Annotated in this window: 17 protein-coding genes; 3 read left to right on the top strand and 14 right to left on the bottom strand. The window is 56.7% G+C overall.

What is annotated here, in order from left to right; translation table 11 throughout:
• Nucleotides 1–936: a complex I NDUFA9 subunit family protein gene (locus PG1C_RS01140; protein ID WP_202635623.1), complete on the bottom strand. Its 936-nt coding sequence runs from the start codon at nucleotides 934–936 to the stop codon at nucleotides 1–3.
• Nucleotides 933–2,810, bottom strand: coding sequence for a lytic transglycosylase domain-containing protein (locus tag PG1C_RS01145; RefSeq protein ID WP_237218239.1), 1,878 nt, complete (start codon nucleotides 2,808–2,810; stop codon nucleotides 933–935). The genes PG1C_RS01140 and PG1C_RS01145 overlap by 4 nt, the downstream gene beginning before the upstream one ends.
• A 161-nt stretch (nucleotides 2,811–2,971) precedes the next feature.
• On the opposite strand from PG1C_RS01145, the gene PG1C_RS01150 reads away from it, so the two are divergent.
• Both PG1C_RS01150 and PG1C_RS14510 read left to right on the top strand, forming a co-directional pair.
• A complete protein-coding gene (locus PG1C_RS01150; protein WP_202635624.1) occupies nucleotides 2,972–3,598 on the top strand; it encodes a 5-formyltetrahydrofolate cyclo-ligase in 627 nt (208 codons plus the stop codon).
• Between the two features lie 61 nt (nucleotides 3,599–3,659).
• Nucleotides 3,660–3,794: a DUF433 domain-containing protein gene (locus PG1C_RS14510; RefSeq protein ID WP_237218240.1), complete on the top strand. Its 135-nt coding sequence runs from the start codon at nucleotides 3,660–3,662 to the stop codon at nucleotides 3,792–3,794.
• A gap of 488 nt (nucleotides 3,795–4,282) precedes the next feature.
• Here the strand turns inward: PG1C_RS14510 and PG1C_RS01160 are convergent, their stop codons facing one another.
• From PG1C_RS01160 to ilvA, 4 genes are all read right to left on the bottom strand, one after another.
• Nucleotides 4,283–4,702, bottom strand: a complete 420-nt coding sequence (locus tag PG1C_RS01160) for an N-6 DNA methylase (protein WP_348539347.1) — start codon at nucleotides 4,700–4,702, stop codon at nucleotides 4,283–4,285.
• Nucleotides 4,621–4,905, bottom strand: coding sequence for a type I restriction enzyme HsdR N-terminal domain-containing protein (locus PG1C_RS01165; RefSeq protein ID WP_202635626.1), 285 nt, complete (start codon nucleotides 4,903–4,905; stop codon nucleotides 4,621–4,623). Before PG1C_RS01165 ends, PG1C_RS01160 begins: the two co-directional genes overlap by 82 nt.
• A gap of 99 nt (nucleotides 4,906–5,004) precedes the next feature.
• Complete coding sequence (locus PG1C_RS01170) at nucleotides 5,005–6,177, bottom strand: MalY/PatB family protein (RefSeq protein ID WP_202635627.1); 1,173 nt, start codon at nucleotides 6,175–6,177, stop codon at nucleotides 5,005–5,007.
• 29 nt (nucleotides 6,178–6,206) lie between these two features.
• The gene (ilvA, locus tag PG1C_RS01175) at nucleotides 6,207–7,721 is read right to left on the bottom strand and encodes a threonine ammonia-lyase, biosynthetic (RefSeq protein ID WP_202635628.1); all 1,515 of its coding nucleotides are present in this window, start codon (nucleotides 7,719–7,721) and stop codon (nucleotides 6,207–6,209) included.
• 79 nt (nucleotides 7,722–7,800) lie between these two features.
• On the opposite strand from ilvA, the gene PG1C_RS01180 reads away from it, so the two are divergent.
• Nucleotides 7,801–8,223: a YqaA family protein gene (locus PG1C_RS01180; protein WP_202635629.1), complete on the top strand. Its 423-nt coding sequence runs from the start codon at nucleotides 7,801–7,803 to the stop codon at nucleotides 8,221–8,223.
• A 59-nt stretch (nucleotides 8,224–8,282) separates the two neighbouring features.
• Here the strand turns inward: PG1C_RS01180 and PG1C_RS01185 are convergent, their stop codons facing one another.
• From PG1C_RS01185 to hpf, 8 genes are all read right to left on the bottom strand, one after another.
• Nucleotides 8,283–9,227, bottom strand: a complete 945-nt coding sequence (locus PG1C_RS01185; protein ID WP_202635630.1) for an ATP-binding cassette domain-containing protein — start codon at nucleotides 9,225–9,227, stop codon at nucleotides 8,283–8,285.
• Complete coding sequence (locus tag PG1C_RS01190) at nucleotides 9,224–9,862, bottom strand: alpha/beta hydrolase (protein ID WP_202635631.1); 639 nt, start codon at nucleotides 9,860–9,862, stop codon at nucleotides 9,224–9,226. Before PG1C_RS01190 ends, PG1C_RS01185 begins: the two co-directional genes overlap by 4 nt.
• Before the next feature lie 2 nt (nucleotides 9,863–9,864).
• On the bottom strand, nucleotides 9,865–10,173 hold the full coding sequence (locus tag PG1C_RS01195) for a (2Fe-2S) ferredoxin domain-containing protein (protein ID WP_202635632.1): 309 nt from the start codon (nucleotides 10,171–10,173) through the stop codon (nucleotides 9,865–9,867).
• A gap of 108 nt (nucleotides 10,174–10,281) precedes the next feature.
• Nucleotides 10,282–13,992, bottom strand: coding sequence for an EAL domain-containing protein (locus PG1C_RS01200; protein ID WP_202635633.1), 3,711 nt, complete (start codon nucleotides 13,990–13,992; stop codon nucleotides 10,282–10,284).
• A gap of 249 nt (nucleotides 13,993–14,241) precedes the next feature.
• The gene (locus PG1C_RS01205) at nucleotides 14,242–14,553 is read right to left on the bottom strand and encodes a PsiF family protein (RefSeq protein WP_202635634.1); all 312 of its coding nucleotides are present in this window, start codon (nucleotides 14,551–14,553) and stop codon (nucleotides 14,242–14,244) included.
• An 80-nt stretch (nucleotides 14,554–14,633) separates the two neighbouring features.
• Entirely contained in the window at nucleotides 14,634–15,581 is a 948-nt protein-coding gene (gene hprK / locus PG1C_RS01210; protein ID WP_202635635.1) for an HPr(Ser) kinase/phosphatase, read from the bottom strand.
• Nucleotides 15,566–16,024, bottom strand: coding sequence for a PTS IIA-like nitrogen regulatory protein PtsN (gene ptsN / locus PG1C_RS01215; protein ID WP_202635636.1), 459 nt, complete (start codon nucleotides 16,022–16,024; stop codon nucleotides 15,566–15,568). The genes hprK and ptsN overlap by 16 nt, the downstream gene beginning before the upstream one ends.
• A gap of 66 nt (nucleotides 16,025–16,090) precedes the next feature.
• Complete coding sequence (hpf, locus tag PG1C_RS01220; RefSeq protein WP_202635637.1) at nucleotides 16,091–16,411, bottom strand: ribosome hibernation-promoting factor, HPF/YfiA family; 321 nt, start codon at nucleotides 16,409–16,411, stop codon at nucleotides 16,091–16,093.
• Nucleotides 16,412–16,433: the final 22 nt, after the last annotated feature.

Below are 16,433 nucleotides of genomic sequence, written 5' to 3' on the forward strand. Positions count from 1 at the left end.
CTACCCTAAATAATGCGGCGCAACGGCTTCCAGCGGCGTTGCTATTCGCTGGAAAGGTAAGCCTGTATTTGCTGCGCAGACACTGTCCACTTGCATTGAACGCAGATTGTCGCGTGTCAGTGGAGGATTGGGTAGCCATTCCATTACTCGTGCTTGAAGCCAGGCCAGCCATTCGGGCAAAGGCCACACCTGACGTGGATGCCCCGCCGTGACGCTGGCATAACGCACCAGCTCGGTCAAGGTGTATTGCTGCGGGCCGCCAAGCTCATAAATCTGACCGATGCTTTCTGCTCGCTGCAAACTTTCTGCAATCGTCGCTGCAACATCCTTGACCCAAATTGGCTGAAAACGCGCATGAGCAGAAGCCAGCGGAAAAAACGGCACGACTTTCGCCAGTCGCGCAAAGCGTGTCAGGAAGGCATCGCCCTCACCAAAAATCACGGACGGGCGAAAGATCGTCCACTCACCACCAGCCGCCTGCACTACCGCTTCACCTGCGGCCTTCGAGCGCAAGTAAGCGGAAGGAGCGTTTGGGCTTGCCTTGAGTGCAGAGACCTGTAGTACCCGCCGTACACCGGCCGCCCGCGCTGCAGTGGCAATTTTTTGCGGTAGCTCGACATGCGCGCGGGCAAAGTCTGCACCATAGGGAACTCCCTCCGCGCTATGCAACACACCCACCAGATTGATCACGGCATCTTGCCCTGACATGAGCTGTGCAAGTGTGACCGGATCATGGACGTCTGCCTCGATGATTTTTACGGTGGGTAGCACCGTCAGCGCTTTGGCACGCTCACGGTGGCGCGTTGGCACGGTGATGAAGAGGCCATCACCCCAAGAGCAATTCCTGCGGGATGCATAGACCACATCGCGGGTCAGTTCAGCCAGGAGGGCGCGACCAACAAAACCTGTGCCGCCAATGACCAGAATATTCTTCACGGCAAATCCTGCACCGCTGTATCCACGACATCCCTGGCACCGGCGGGTTGCACGATGCCAAGGCGAGCTTTGAGGGATTGCGGTGTGCTGTTGAACAGCAGGTGGTAATACATTGTATTGCTCATGACCTTTTTCACATAGTCACGGGTTTCTGTCAGTGGAATCGTCTCAGCGTAAATTGCGCCTTCTAGTGGCTGATCGCCGCGCCAGCGACGGGCGCGGCCGGGGCCGGCGTTGTAAGCTGCTGAGGCGAGCACCGGTAATTTGTCGAGAGATTCGAGGACCAGTTTCAGATAACTCACGCCCAGCCGTACATTGGTTTCTATGTCGCTCATTTGATGCGGATGAAAATTCGCCAGCTTGATTTTTTTGGCAACCCACCGGGCTGTGGCCGGCATGACCTGCATCAATCCCTTGGCGCCCACCGCTGAATTGGCCTGCGTCACAAAGCGCGATTCCTGCCGCATTAAGCCATAAACCCAGGCCGTATCCACGCCCTGTGCATCGGTTTCAGACGTGACTTGATCATAATAAGGCGCGAGGTAGCGTAAGCTGAAGTTATGCGCATCCTGCGTGCGGTCTGCGCTGGAAATAGCCCGATCCCACACCGCGTGGCGGCGTGCAAGATCAGCGGCGGCCAGCAGCGCGCGATCATTCATGTTGCGCAAACTCCAATTCCATTCACGCACGCCTTCAACCCGCATATTGAGGCGAAATAATTCCAGCGCGCGTTGCAACCCGGGGTGCGCTTCTCCGGCGGCAATTTCTTCGGGCGATGGCGGAGGCGCTTGTAATGGCAAGCGTACGGTCCATCCCATTTCTTCAGACGCCAGCTGGCCATAAAAATTGGGTTGCCCGGCAATGCGCAAGAATAGTGCATTGGCTTTTTCCGCCTGACCGAGTGTCGTTAATGCGCGCGCTTGCCAGTAAATCCATTCTGGTCGCTGTGCCCATTCAGCGGGCATGGCTGCAATGACGCGCTGCACGCGCCCCCAATCGTGCGCGCGCAAGGCGGCACGCACCTGCCAAGCTGTTTGCTCTTCATCAAGCGGTGTTTCTGCCGCCAGGTCATACCAGACCAATGCCTCAGGTAAATGACGTCCGGCGGCTAACCGTGCCAGTTGTCCCCAGGCATAGTGGGTATCTGCGGAGGGCAATTTTTCTTCGAGACTGCGTAACCGCGCAGCCGCCGCAAGCAAATCGTTTCGTGCCAGCGTTTGCAAGGCAAACAGAGCCATTTCCCGTCCGCGGCGGGTGGCGGCAAAAGATGGGGGTAAACGTTTGAAGTAACAATTAGGGTCCACCGCAATGGCTTCCAGGCTGCCGTGTTCAAAGCTTTGTTCAGGCCGAAGGTACGCCGCCGCCGTTCTGCCAGCGCCGACTTTTCCGGCAGCCAACATAAGCCGCACGCGCTGCCAGATTTCTTCTACTGTTAAATCGCCTGTCGCTACCAGTTGATCCACCAGCGGCATGCAAGCAGCGGGTAGTTCCTGCGATGAGAGCCAGAGCGTACGAACCTTTTGGGGTGTGCCTGCGGCCTGGGCGGCATAACAAGTTAGTGCGATATCGGGCTGGGAGAGCAAAGAAAACTCACGCTGAAAGCGAACCCAGTCTGATTTTTTGCCTAAAAAATGTAGCCAGTCATCCCGCAGTTTTTCAGCGAGATAGCTGCCCTCATGCGTCTGCAAAAAAGGGGCAATGCCGTTGTCATCGTCCTCGGCCAGTTGTTGTTGCAACTGCCAGTAGTCTGCCCAGGGGCGCAATACATAATCGACGGGCAACGCCGCCACGGCTTTCCCCAGACGCGCTGTATCGCCTGTTCGCACTGCATCGCGCGCGGCAAGAAACGCTGCATCGTTTATGGCAGAAAACATTGGCGCTGCGCCTGCCGTGCCACTGAGGGACAGCCCGAAGCACAGCCCCAGGCATAATTGTGCTATGCAAAAAATAGGGCGCTGTATCCGGGGTTGTTTGCCTGCCGATCGTTTCATGCCATTATTCAATTCGTGATTTAAATACATGCTTTTACCTTAACATGCCCCGCGATTTAGCGCCCGCCGAAGATACTGCCGATTTTTCCGCTTTTCGCGCGGCATTGCGCCGCGAAAAACTGGCCGCTCGCCTAGCGCTTGAACACACAGCCCACGCTGGACTTTCAGCGCGTATCGAAGCGCATTTAGAATCCTTCCTTCTCAATGTATCCGCCATGCAGCTTGAGAATACGTTAGCTTTCTGCGCGCCGACAAAAAACGAATTCGATGCCAGCCCGCTGGTTAGTCGCCTGATTCAGCGTATCTCGCAGTGTATCTGGCGCGCCGCCATGCCGGTAGTGATCGCACTCGATACGCCGATGATTTTTCGCGCGTGGACGCCGACAACACCGATGAGCAGCGACCGTTACGGCATCCCGATTCCCGCAGTGGGCGAAGAACTGGCGCCCAGCATTGTACTGCTGCCCATGGTCGCTTTCGACGGCGCAGGCTACCGGCTGGGTTACGGCGGCGGTTACTTCGACCGCACCTTGGCCGTTCAGGTTCCGCGTCCGTTGACTATCGGCGTGGGCTTTGAACTGGCCCGTGTGCCCAGCATCCGGCCGCAAGCGCATGATGTGCCGCTGGATGTTATTGTTACCGAAGCGGGGATAACACTTCCTCGCCGATAGTGCGGTTTTGATTGGCAATTTTGATTTATGATTTTTCGCATCCTACCGAGGAGCCCCACCAATGAATGCCAGCCTGCTTAATCGCATCACCAGCAAGCCCGGAAAATGTGGCGGCAAGCCGTGCATCCGCGGCATGCGCATTCGGGTCAGCGATATCCTTGAAATGATGGACGAAGGCGTGAGTATGGAAGCCTGACGGATTTCCCTGATCTTGAGCGCGAAGACATTCTTGCCAGTTTGCAATTTGCGGCTTGCCGCAGCGACATTGTTCGTATTGCTGCATGAAGTTTTGGGTAGCCGTCCAGTTGCCGCCCATGTTGGCGGCGTGAAATGTCTTGTCCACGGTAATAAGGAACTCCGCCGTCTTTAGTAAAACTCATCGCTGATGTGCATGTGGTTGCCATCTGACACGCTGGCAAATTCTGTTATTGGTTTTGCGCTAAGCAGGTCTAACTGCTTCGATGCTTGCAGATTGGTTTTTGAATAAAATAGGGAATCTAAACGCCAAGTCCTCTCCAAGTTCGATAGACGAATTTCGCTAACCTCCAGCTCTTCCAGCAACGTCCGGTAGCGGGCTTCATTGAAAGGGCTTAGCGAAAAAAACTTAATCGCTCCTTTTGGGCGAACTCTGTAAACGCTTCGGCAATACCGTCCGGCGTACGCTTACCGCCTTGCAGTGCGTGGCTAAACAAGTTTGGTTTTTTCGTCCCAGCGTTCGTAATCCAGCATGTTGAGGTGCAGCACGTTGGTTTGCCCGTCGCCTGCGATCAGGTTCAAGGTGCGGCCTACACGCACGGCCTTTTCATCAAAGTCGATGGCAAATACTTTTTCCTGCGCATAGGTTTCGCAACGGGCGGGTTTCTTCTCGGTGGTGAACAAGTGGCTTTTGCTCAAGCCCTCGTCTTTCATAATCTGTTCCCACACATGAAAAATGCCATGCACGGGAAAGCCGCAACTGCCCGCTGTAGTATCAATAAAGGTTGCATGCTCTTGCGGGTTAAGCATCTTCACGCACATATCAATCACATAGCGCGGCGTGAAATACTGCCCTTTCTTGCCCTTGCTGCTTTTGTTGATGAGGTACTCGAATGCTTCATCCACCACATCCAGTTTTCGCGGCCAAATGTGACGCCGTATTCCAATTCCATACGACTAACGGGGTAGCCCAGGTCATCCTTGAGCACCATGATATACAACTGACGAACAGCTTCCTCGGGGGTCAGTTTGATCGGCTTGCCGCGCACCAGACAATGGATATAGGGCGCAGGCTTCTTGCCTGAGTCTTTCAGGGTGATACTGGCTTCCAATGCCGCAATTTGCGCGGGTTTGAATTGCGTCAGCTTGTAGGTGTCTTTGAGCAGTTCCGCAAGTGTGATGTCATATTGTTTTCCTTGTCTTATTTTTAGTTACTGACACGCCACTGCCAACCGCGTCAGTGCTTCATCGAGCAGCGCGTGGCGGGTGCCGAAGTTGAGGCGGATGAAGCCTGGTGCGCCAAAGGCCGTACCATCGGAAAGACCCAGACCGTGGGCTTCAAAATACTGTGCCGGGTTGGCTATGCCGCGTTGTTGCGCAAATTCACGTGCATCGATCCACGCCAGATAGGTGGCTTCCACCGGGTGCATGGCAAGGCCGGAGATTTTGGCGACGGCATTTTCAACGGCGCGTGCATTGCCGCGCAGATAATCCAGCAGCGCGGCTTGCCAGTCGTCGCAGGCACGATACGCGGCTTCAGTGGCGGCCATGCCCAAGGCGTTGGCATGCGGCACGATGCCGCGCATGGCGGTGGTGAATTTGCGCCGCAAGGCGGCATCGGAAATCACGGCAAAGGCACAGCCCAATCCTGGGATGTTGAAGGTTTTCGATGGCGCCATCAACGTAATGGTGCGCGCCGCGATGTCGTCGCCGAGTGTTGCAAAAACTCGGTGCTGGTGAGACGGCGACGAGAGGATCAATCCGTTGTGAATTTCGTCCGAGCAGATGACAAGATCATGTTTTTCAGCCAGCCGCGCAAGCTGTGTCAGCTCATCAATCTGCCATGCACGGCCGGTCGGGTTGTGCGGATGGCAGAGCAGGAAAAGTTTTCCAGAAACGGATTCAAATGTTGACGAGCCTTCTAGTGCGGCATCCACCGCGTCGAAATCCCATTCCCAACGGTGCTTGCCTTGCACTAGTGGTACGCTGGCCAGGCGCCGTTCTGCGTGTTTTGGCGCGGAGAGAAAGGGCGGATAAATCGGTGTTGCAGTAAACACGGCATCGTCTTTTTCGCCGACGGCGCGGCAAACCACATTGAGCGCGGAAACCAGTCCCGGCAGCCAGACAATCCATTCGGGCGCGACGGTCCAGGCGAATTGGCGCGCCAGATAATTCACCAGGGTTTCGGTTTGCTGCGCCGTGGGCTGGTTGTAGCCGAATACGCCATGCGCCACGCGCGCGTGCAAGGCGGTGATCACGGCGGGCGGCGCGGCGAAATCCATGTCGGCTACCCATAGCGGCAGGATGTCGCGCCCGGCGTACTTCGCCCATTTTTCTGAATCCGTGCCCGCGCGTGTCTGCGGCACGTCGAAATCAAAATTCATTTATCGCCCACGCATCGTCGAATCTGCGCTCATCCCAGAAACAGCTGGTACGCCGGATTTTTCGTCTCATCGCAGAACTGATAGCCGAGGTTTTTAAGAAACACACCAAAAGCTTTCATGTCCTGCGGCGGCACCTGCATGCCAACCAGCACGCGGCCGGTATCTGCCCCGTGGTTGCGGTAATGGAACAAACTGATATTCCAGCCTGCGCTCATCTTGTTCAAGAAATTCATCAGTGCGCCGGGGCGTTCGGGAAATTCGAAACGGTAGAGCAGTTCATGCAGTTTGTCGCTGCTCTGTGGCGCATGGCCGCCGACCAGATGCCGGATGTGGAGCTTGGCCATTTCGTCATCGGTGAGGTCCAGCGCAGGATAGCCGTGTTTTTTGAGTTGTGTGACGAGGCTGCTGGCCTCTTTGCGATCCGCGACCTGCATGCCGACGAACACATGCGCCTCGCCGCTGCTGTGATACCGATAGTTGAACTCGGTGATATTGCGCGCGCCCAGCAGGGTAACAAATTTCTTGTAGCTGCCCGGACGCTCGGGCAGCGTCACGGCGAGCAGGGCTTCACGCTGCTCGCCCACTTCAGCACGCTCGGCAACAAAGCGCAGGCGATCAAAATTCATGTTCGCGCCAGAGGCCACCGCCACCAGCGTTTTGTCCTGCACGCGGTGTTTTGCCGCCCATGCCTTGGCGCCGGCGATGGCCAGTGCACCGGCCGGTTCGAGAATCGAGCGCGTATCTTCAAACACATCCTTGATCGCCGCGCAGATGGCATCGGTATCCACCAGCACCATTTCGTCGACATATTCGCGGCACAGGCGAAAGGTTTCCGCGCCGACATATTTGACTGCGGCACCATCAGCGAACAGGCCGACCGTATCGAGCTTTACCCGACGCCCGGCGGCCAGTGAGCGCGTCATGGCATCGGCATCGGTCGCTTCGACGCCAATGATTTTTATCTCCGGCCGTAGCCGCTTGATGTAAGCGGCTACGCCGGAAATCAACCCGCCGCCGCCGACGCAGCAGAACACGGCTTCAATCGGATCCGCATGCTGGCGCAGAATTTCCATGCCGATGGTACCCTGTCCGGCGATCACCTCCGGGTCATCAAACGGATGCACGAAAGTGAGCCGGTACTTCTTTTCCAGCGTCAGCGCGTGTGCGTAGGCTACGTCATACGAGTCGCCTGCCAATACGACTTCGCCGCCGCGTTTTTTTACCGCGTCAATCTTGATCTGCGGCGTGGTGGTGGGCATGACGATCACCGCGCGTATGCCGAGCTTTTGCGCCGATAGCGCCACGCCCTGCGCATGATTTCCCGCCGAAGCACAGATCACGCCGCGTTTACGCTGCGTGGGTGTGAGATGCGCGATCTTGTTGTACGCGCCGCGCAGCTTGAAACTGAACACCGGCTGCATGTCCTCGCGCTTTAACAAAATGCGATTGCCGCAGCGGGCAGAAAGATTGGCCGCCAACTCCAGCGGGGTTTCTACCGCGACATCATAGACGCGGGCATTGAGGATTTTTTCGAGGTAGTCCATGGTGGTGACAGGTGTGGTGACAAATTATGTGGCAAATAATCCGCAGCGCGGCAAGAGGGTGTGAAGGGTAACATGCGGCATGGATTTTTCTTTTACCCTGCAGTTTGGTTTGGCTGGCCTGTTTATCGCGGCTTTTCTTTCTGCCACGGTGTTGCCGGGCGGCTCGGAGCTTGCGCTACTTGCCCTGATCAAACTGCATCCCGAGCAAACAGAAGCGGCATTCGTGTTGGCCACAATCGGTAATACGCTGGGCGGCATGACGACTTACTGGATGGCGCGCGCGCTGCCGGAACCGCACGAGCCACATAGTCTGCAGCGGCTGGCGCTGGCACGGCGTTGGGGTGCGCCGGTGCTCTTACTCGCTTGGGCACCGGTGATCGGCGATGCGCTATGCGCTGCGGCAGGCTGGCTGCGTTTGCCCTGGCTGCCCGGCGCGTTGTGGATGGCGTTGGGCAAAGCGGCACGTTATGGCGTGGTGATCGCAGGTGCTGGGTGGCTATGAGGGATACTTTTTCCGGTATCAGCGAAAAGTCGGCGCTGGTGATACGGCGCGATGCTGTATCAATCGCGTAAATCACGCCCGGTGAGTTTGAGAAAAACATCTTCCAGACTGGCCGGCCGGTGCAGTGTGCGCAACGCCGGGCGCGCGGCCAGATGGGCGAGTAGCGGCGCGGGATCAGCAACATAACAAAATGCGGTCTCACCGCTGATTTCAACCCGGTGTGAAAAAGCGTGGGCTTCGGTCGCCGCCCAGCCCGGTGCGTCTTCACCATACACTTCGACCACTTGAGCTTCAATGTGTTGGCGAATCAACTCGCGTGGTGCGCCTTCACTGATCAAACGGCCGTTATCGATGATGGCGAGCCGGTCGCACAGGCGCTCGGCTTCATCCATGAAATGCGTGGTGAGCAAAATGGTTTTACCTTGTGTGAGCAGCTGTTTCAGACGTTGCCAAATAAGATGTCGCGCTTGTGGGTCCAGGCCGGTGGTGGGCTCGTCCAGCATCAGTAAGCCGGGGTCATTGATGAGGGCACGCGCGAGGGTCAGCCGCCGTTTCATGCCACCGGACAGCTCGCGGATATTGGCGTTTTCTTTGCCACCTAATCCGGCGAACTCAAGCAAAGCGGGAATTCTAGGGCGCAGCATGGCGTCCGCCAGGCCAAAGTAACGGCCATAAACCAGCAGATTTTCAGCGACGGTAAAGTCCGGGTCAAGATTGTCAAATTGCGGTACGACGCCAATTTTCATGCGCGCTTCGCGCGCTTGTTCGGGTACGGGAAAACCCGCCAGAAAAATCTGGCCGGCATCGGGCGCAGTGAGCCCCAGACAGCAGCGCAAGGTGGTGGTTTTGCCCGCGCCATTGGGGCCGAGCAGGCCATAACATTCGCCGCGTTGCAGGGTGAAGCTTAAGCCATTGACCACTTCCTTGCCCGCATACGATTTGTGCAACTGGTGCACGCTTAACGGTGGCATGCTTAACGGCGCATCATGGGTGAGCGTGTTCATGCGGGCCACGCGCGGCGCACAATGTCTTGCAGGATATGCAGCTTGCGGTGAAAAAAGTGGTCAGCACCCGGCACCACCACTACGGGCAGCTCCAGCGGTTCGGCCCAGGCGAGCACATTGGCTAAGGGTACGGTTGTGTCTTTTTCGCCATGGATTACCAGGGTGCCAGTGGCTACAGCTTCCGTGGCATAGCTGCGCGCGCCTTCGATATAACCGGCCGCGGTGCCCACCAAGACCAGCCAGCGCGCATCACACTGGGTATCGGCCAGCTTTTTGGCTACGCGCGTAATGACAAAGGCACCGAAAGAAAATCCGGCCAGGGTGATTGGCAGCGTTCCCCACTGCTGTTGCGCCCAGGCCAGCACCGCGAGCAGATCATCTGTTTCTTTATCGCCATGGTTATGCGTGCCTTGCGAGCCACCCACGCCACGAAAACTCGGCCGTAGCGTGATGCAGCCTTTGCCACGCAGGGCACGGGCCAGTGTGGTGACGACCTTGTTGTCCGCCGTACCGCCAAACAGCGGATGCGGATGTGCAATCAGCGCGATGCCCTGGGGTGCTGCATCCCCCGCTGGCAGATCGATGAAGACCTCGATTTTCCCATCCGGACCATCGATCAAGAGCGGTTGCACCATGCTCACACCTTCAGGCGTTCAACCACGCGACCATGGACCAGATGCTGATCGATAATCTCGTCGATATCTTCCTTGTCGACGTAGGTGTACCAGACAGCCTCAGGATAGATGACCATTACCGGCCCCAGGTCACAGCGATCAAGGCAGCCCGCTGTATTGATGCGGGTTGGGCCCGGTAGCGTGTCGCTCAGCGCCTTGATGCGCTCTTTGGCATAGCTGCGCAATTCGCTGGCGCCTAAGGCGTTGCAGCAGGATTCACCCGCCGCTCGCTGATTGGTGCAAAAGAACACATGATGCTGAAAATGACCCATGCTGGTACCCCAAGGCAAAACGCAATAAAGCCCGATTATCCGCCATGCACATAAAAACCGCGCGAAACCTGTATGGCATCGGTAGCGGGCGACGGTACATTTTCCTGATCAGTACATTTCGGGACCTTCATGTGGGAGGGAAAAACTCGTTACTCCTGTCTCTGTCGTTATTAATTGCAAGGCACCCAGGCTTTCCACTAGTTGGGTTTTTAGCGCCAGAAGGGTGTTACATTGTGTATGTGCCGCCTCAACTTGACCTGCTTCGTGCAGGTGGATGATTTCCGTTCCCGTCTGGTGTACTTGGGCGTGGATCGGTTCAATCGCAATAAACTCGGCAAGCTGCCCATAGCGCGCCTGACCGTCGCCGTCATACCAGAGGCCAAAGCGGCACAGGTGATGGTCGGTCAGTTGCCCACGGGTTAGCTGCTGCAAGGGTGTACCTTCTGCCACGGTCTTAAGCACGTGCTTGACCCAGACAAGGTGATCATGCTCCGCCATCAGCAGGGGGATATCGCGCATATCCCACTGTACGTTGGCCCACTGGCGCCATTTCGGGTCGGGGGTAAACTGCTCTGCCCAGTCGATTATCTGCACTGTCGGCATGGGCCGCGCAATGCCATAGCCCTGGGCGATATCGCATCCCAGCCGCATCAGCAGCACACCGTGCTCTATTGTTTCCACGCCCTCGGCCACCACCTTGCGGTTAAATGCGGACGCCAGACCGATGACCGCCTCAATCAGCGCCAGGTCGTCCTTATCATCGAGCATGTCGCGCACGAACGATTGATCGATTTTCAGTGTATCGGCGGGCAGTCGCTTGAGGTAGCTCAGCGACGAGTAGCCTGTGCCAAAGTCGTCCAGTGAGAACTTTATGCTGAGCGCCTGACACGCAAGAATCAGTTGCTGCACATGATGCATATCGCCCAGCGCAACCGATTCGAGAATCTCGATTTCCAGTTGCTGGGGTGGCACATCGGGGTGGCGCGCGAGAATGATTTTCAGCCGGTCGAGAAAGTCCGGTAGCTGAAAATGCCGTGCCGCGATGTTTACGCTGATCGGCCAGTTTTTTCCTGCTACCAACCAAGCTTTGCCTTGCTTTAGCGCCTGTTCGATCACCCATTCGCCAATGTCGACAATCAGATCGGTTTGCTCGGCCAAAGGCAGGAAATCCAGCGGTGGCAGCAGCCCTTGTTGCGGATGCTGCCACCGCAACAAAGCCTCCATGCCTACCACCTTGCCGCTCCGCATATTCACCTTGGGTTGGTAATGCAGACACAGCTCGTCGCTCTGCAGCGCCTCGCGGATGCGGGCCAGCGTCTGCTGCGAAGTTTGTGCCTGCCGGTCGTGCGCAACGTCGAACCAGTGGAAGCGGTTGCGCCCTGCCTGCTTGGCCAGATACATCGCCTGATCGGCGTGGCGCAGCAGGGTGTCGGCGTCGACTTCATCAAGCGGATAAATGGCTACGCCAATACTGGCCGAAATGCTGATCGTGTGTTCTCCTATAACATACGGCGCAGAGACGGTTTCAAGGATGCGCCGCAGGACAAGTTCCAGTTGCTGGCGGTCGGCAAGACCGCCCAGCAACATGGCAAACTCGTCACCGCCGAGCCGGGCGACAGTATCCTCGCTGCGCACGGCCTGATTTATGCGGCCGGTGACTTCAATCAGCAGGCGGTCGCCCATATCGTGACCATACAGATCATTCACCGGCTTGAACTGATCCAGATCCATCAGGCACACGCCCAGCAGATTTTTCTGGCGGCGGGCGTTCGCCAATGCCCGCTGAAACCGGTCGGCAAGTAATACACGGTTCGGCAGACCAGTGAGCACATCGTGCCCCGCCTGCCAGCGCACACTTTTCAGCAACTGGTGCTTTTCGGAAACATCATGGAAAACCAGGACGCAGCCCAGAAGCGTGCCGTCACGCAGGAAAATAGGCGCGGCCGAATCTTCAATGTTGTATTCCTTGCCATCCCGCGCAACCAGCACCGTGTGGTTGGCAAGGTTGACCGTCTTGCCATTCTGCAAAACCTCATCGACCGGGCTGACCACCCGCGCGCGGGTGGCTTCGTTGACGATATGGAAGACCTCGGCCATGGATTGGCCGATAGCCTCGCTCGGCAGCCAGCCAGTGAGCTTGCTGGCCACATGGTTGAGAAAGGTGACGCGCCCCTCGGCGTCGGTCGTGATGACGGCATCGCCGATCGAGGCGAGGGTAATCTCCGCGCGCTCCTTTTCAGCATACAGCGCGGCGCGCAGACGGTTTTGCTCGGTCAGGTCGCGTATTTGCGCGTGGATCAACGCTTCGCCATGCACGGTTATCCTGGTCAGGGTGATTTCCGTATCCACGAGGGAGCCATCCATGCATCGCATCTGCCACCCGAAATGGTGGTACCCCTTGTGCAGCGTGATGGCGATCATCTCCTGCGCCATCTGGGTAGAAGCGCGTCCGTCGGGCTGCGAGGGCAAAGCCATCTCTGTCGGCGATTTGCCGGCAAGAAGCTGCTTGCTGGGGTAACCAAACAGCCGTACTGCGGCCTGATTGCTGTCGAAAATACGGCCGTCCTTTTTTATTATCATGAGCGGGGCAGCGGCTTCATCAAAAATTCGCCGGAAGGACTCTTCGCTTTCGCGCAGGTCTTTGGCCAGGCGTTTTTGCTCGCTGATGTCGCGCCAGCGTATGTGCAGCACCTCTGCGCCATGCACGGTAATGGCGGTGAGCGTAATTTCAGTCTCGATTAGCGAACCGTCGGCACGCTTTAGCAGCCAATCGAAACCCGTTTTACCGTGGCGTAGCGCGGTGGCGATCACTTCCTCTTTGCGATCTTTTGTTTGCTGCCCATTCTCCTGAACCGGTGGCGATATGTCTTCTGGGCTAAGGCCCAGCAAATCCTGCTTGCGGTGAAACCCGAGCTGTTGCAGCGCCGCCTTGTTGCAATCGATCGCAACACCTTGTTCGTACAGGATTACGGGGTCGGCGGCTTCGTCAAAAATTTTGCGCGCTGCTTCCTGGCTTTCGTGCAGTTCCCTGGCCAGGCGCTTTTGCTCGCCGATGTCGCGCCAGCGCATGTGCCGCATCTCCTCGCCATGCACGGTAATGGTGGTGAGCGTAACTTCAGTCTCGATTAGCGAACCGTCGGCACGCTTTAGCAGCCACTCGAAACTCGTCTTGCCGTCGCGTATCGCGGTGGCGGTCACTTCCGTTTGGCGGTCTGCTGTCCGCTGTCCGCTCTCCTGAACCGGTGGCGCTATATCTTGTGGGCTAAGGCCCAGCAAATCCTGCTTGTGGTGAAACCCGAGCTGTTGCAGTGCCGCTTTGTTGCAATCGACCGCAATGCTTTGTTTGAACAGGATGACAGGGTCGGCGGCTTCGTCAAAAATTTTGCGCGCCGCCTCCTGGCTTTCGTGCAGTTCCCTGGCCAGGCGCTTTTGCTCGCCGATGTCGCGCCAATGTGCGTGGATCACCTGCTCGCCATTTATGGTGATGACTGTGGCCGTGACTTCGACATCGAACAGGGAGCCATCCACCCGTTTGCACGCCCACTCGAAGCGGTGATATCCGGCTTGTGCGATAAGCTCTGACACTTCAGTCAGCTTTTCAGCCGAGGCACGGCCGTCAGGTTGCAAAGGCGGCGAGATCGAAATCAGCGTCAGGTGACGGAGTTCGGCTTTGTCGCGTAAGCCCAGCTGCGTCAGGGCGGCTTGATTGCAATCAAGAAAGCCGCCATCCTGGCTCAGGAGGATGGGATCCCGGGCCTCGTTGTAAATGTGCCAGAAGAAACCGCTGTCATCTGCACTATTGATGGATTGTGCGGCCATGCGAACGTCAACCTCCTTGAGCAAATATTATTGTTAGGTCCGTCGGCTACACGGTACCTATCTTCTTCGCAGGTAATGACAAAAGATTAATCATAACACGAGTCCACGCCAGCCAAGTGTGGATGCAGAGGCCAGGTAGAGAGTCACAGTATATGAAGAAAAAACAAGTTATTCGTTGCGTAATATGCCCTGCCCGTCAAAAAAACGCCGGCCCAATTTGGCCGGCGCGGGGACGGTTGAAAGGCGCTGTTACTTCGACAGGCAGTCTTTCATAAAGGCTTTGCGTTCCGCACCTTTCTTACCTGTGGCGTCCTTGTTGCACATGGCCATCTTGCTTTGCTGGGTGCTTTTGTCTGCCGTGGCGGGCTTGTTCTCGCCTTCACACTTTTTAATAAAAGCTGCTTTGGCGGCGCCGTACAGAGGCTTGCCGGCCTTGCTCACCGCGCTGGCTTCGCAATTACCTGAAGCAGCAGTCGCGGGTGTGGCATCCTTGCCGGCGCTGGCAGGGGTTTGGGCCAGCGCTAGATTAGCGGCAAAAAGGGAAGCCAGAATAATGATCATCCGTTTGTTCATTGTGTTCTCCTTGAGTAGTCGATAACGTAACGGCAAAGGCCGTAAATGGCTAACGCAAGAGTAGGGTCTTAGTTGACCTGCCCGTCACCAGTGTGCAGCGCATTTTCCTGACGGTCAAGGAACTCCTGCATGCTGTTGATTCCACGCAAACCGAGAATGGTGACGCGCACAGCGGCTTCGAGTAGCACGGCCAGATTGCGGCCAGCGGCGATGGGCAGGGTAAGGCGATGCACTGGCACGCCCAAAATGGTTTCATTTTGGGCGTCGAGCGGCAGGCGCGCCGCTTCGGGTACACCACGTGCAGGTTTTTGCAAATGCACAATGAGTTTCAAGCGTATTTTGCGACGGCAAGCGGTTTCGCCAAAAACGGTTCGGATATTAATGAGACCCAGCCCGCGCACCTCAAGAAAGTCGCGTAGCAGATCTGGACAGCGGCCTTCGAGTATATCCAGTCCGATGCGTGATACATCGACGACATCATCGGCGACCAGACCGTGACCCCGCGAGATAAGTTCTAGCGCGAGTTCGCTCTTGCCAGCACCAGAATCACCAGTGATCAGAACGCCCATACCCAAGACATCCATCAGCACGCCGTGTAAGGCAATTGTTTCAGCCAGTTGTCGGGAAACGAAATGTCGCAGCGTGTCAATCACATAGGCTGCAGGGAGCGGCGTTTTTAGCAGAGGCGTGTCCGATAGCTCACAGTCGCGCTGAACGTCCTCGGAAACGTCGAGTCCATCGGCGATGATCAACACTGGCGGCTGCGCGTTGTAGATCGTTTGCATGTGGCGCTTCACTTTTTCCGGCGCTTGCCGCGCCGCCCAGGCAAGCTCTGGTGCGCCGATGACCTGTATGCGTTCCGGATGCATGAGATTCAGGTGGCCGACCAAATCGGCAGGCGCCACAAATTCATCTTTGGCGGAGATGACGCGCGTCAGGGCGCCACTTACCCACGTAAGCTGCAACCGTTCCCGGTTGCGTTCAAACAGCTGTGAGACGATTAGCTGGCGTTCCAATTGACGAACAAGCTATGTAAGGTTGCAGTATCGGGCGCATTGGCGAGTTGCTCACGAAAGGCGCGGTCGGAAAACATTTGCGCGAGTTCCGAAAGTAATTGCAGGTGCTGCTCGTTGGCGGCTTCAGGCACTAGCAGCACAAAAATATGGCTGACTGGTTTGCCGTCAGGTGCTTCGAATTGCACAGGCACTTCCAGACGTAAAAATGCACCCAGTGGTTTTTTGAGTCCCTTGATGCGCCCATGCGGTATCGCGACGCCTTGCCCCAGGCCTGTGGAGCCGAGTTTCTCCCGCGCAAAAAGGGCTTCGTAAACTACGCTGCGGGCAATAGCCTGGTGATTCTCAAAAAGAATGCCGGCGTCTTCGAAGACCCGTTTTTTGCTGCTTGCATCAAGTGCAGCGACGACATTCTCAGGAGATAACAGGTGAGCGATGTGATTCATGAAGGATTGCGCGGGGTAATTATCGGGTGCTTGCCAGCGGCGGCGCGAAGTATATCGCGCCGCTGGTTAAGGATTGTCCACATCCAGTTGCTTGTCGCGGTGACGCGTAGAGGCTTTTTCTTTGTGTTTGACTATTTGACGATCCAGCTTGTCGGCCAGCTGATCAATCGCAACATACAGGTCTGTATCCGTTGAGTCGGCGTAAATATCCTTGCCTTTGACGTGCAGTGTCACTTCGGCTTTCTGTTGCAGCTTGTCCACAGAAAGGATGACATGCGTGCTGGTGATATGATCGAAGTGACGGATCACCCGATCTAGTTTCAGGGTGACATGCTCACGCAGGGCGGGGGTGATTTCAACATGGTGACCAGTAAGATTGAGGTTCATAAAATAATTTCCTTGTCAGTGT

This window comes from Rugosibacter aromaticivorans, from assembly GCF_000934545.1.
GTDB lineage: Bacteria > Pseudomonadota > Gammaproteobacteria > Burkholderiales > Rhodocyclaceae > Rugosibacter > Rugosibacter aromaticivorans.

Coding starts and splice junctions, on each gene's coding strand:
- PG1C_RS01200 (WP_202635633.1), bottom strand. CDS start 13,992: ATGGCCGCACAATCCATCAATAGTGCAGATGACAGCGGTTTCTTCTGG.
- ptsN (WP_202635636.1), bottom strand. CDS start 16,024: ATGAATCACATCGCTCACCTGTTATCTCCTGAGAATGTCGTCGCTGCA.
- PG1C_RS01170 (WP_202635627.1), bottom strand. CDS start 6,177: ATGAATTTTGATTTCGACGTGCCGCAGACACGCGCGGGCACGGATTCA.
- PG1C_RS01150 (WP_202635624.1), top strand. CDS start 2,972: ATGCCCCGCGATTTAGCGCCCGCCGAAGATACTGCCGATTTTTCCGCT.
- PG1C_RS01185 (WP_202635630.1), bottom strand. CDS start 9,227: ATGAACACGCTCACCCATGATGCGCCGTTAAGCATGCCACCGTTAAGC.
- PG1C_RS01195 (WP_202635632.1), bottom strand. CDS start 10,173: ATGGGTCATTTTCAGCATCATGTGTTCTTTTGCACCAATCAGCGAGCG.
- PG1C_RS01190 (WP_202635631.1), bottom strand. CDS start 9,862: ATGGTGCAACCGCTCTTGATCGATGGTCCGGATGGGAAAATCGAGGTC.
- PG1C_RS01145 (WP_237218239.1), bottom strand. CDS start 2,810: ATGTTTTCTGCCATAAACGATGCAGCGTTTCTTGCCGCGCGCGATGCA.
- PG1C_RS01205 (WP_202635634.1), bottom strand. CDS start 14,553: ATGATCATTATTCTGGCTTCCCTTTTTGCCGCTAATCTAGCGCTGGCC.
- hpf (WP_202635637.1), bottom strand. CDS start 16,411: ATGAACCTCAATCTTACTGGTCACCATGTTGAAATCACCCCCGCCCTG.
- PG1C_RS01180 (WP_202635629.1), top strand. CDS start 7,801: ATGGATTTTTCTTTTACCCTGCAGTTTGGTTTGGCTGGCCTGTTTATC.
- ilvA (WP_202635628.1), bottom strand. CDS start 7,721: ATGGACTACCTCGAAAAAATCCTCAATGCCCGCGTCTATGATGTCGCG.
- PG1C_RS14510 (WP_237218240.1), top strand. CDS start 3,660: ATGAATGCCAGCCTGCTTAATCGCATCACCAGCAAGCCCGGAAAATGT.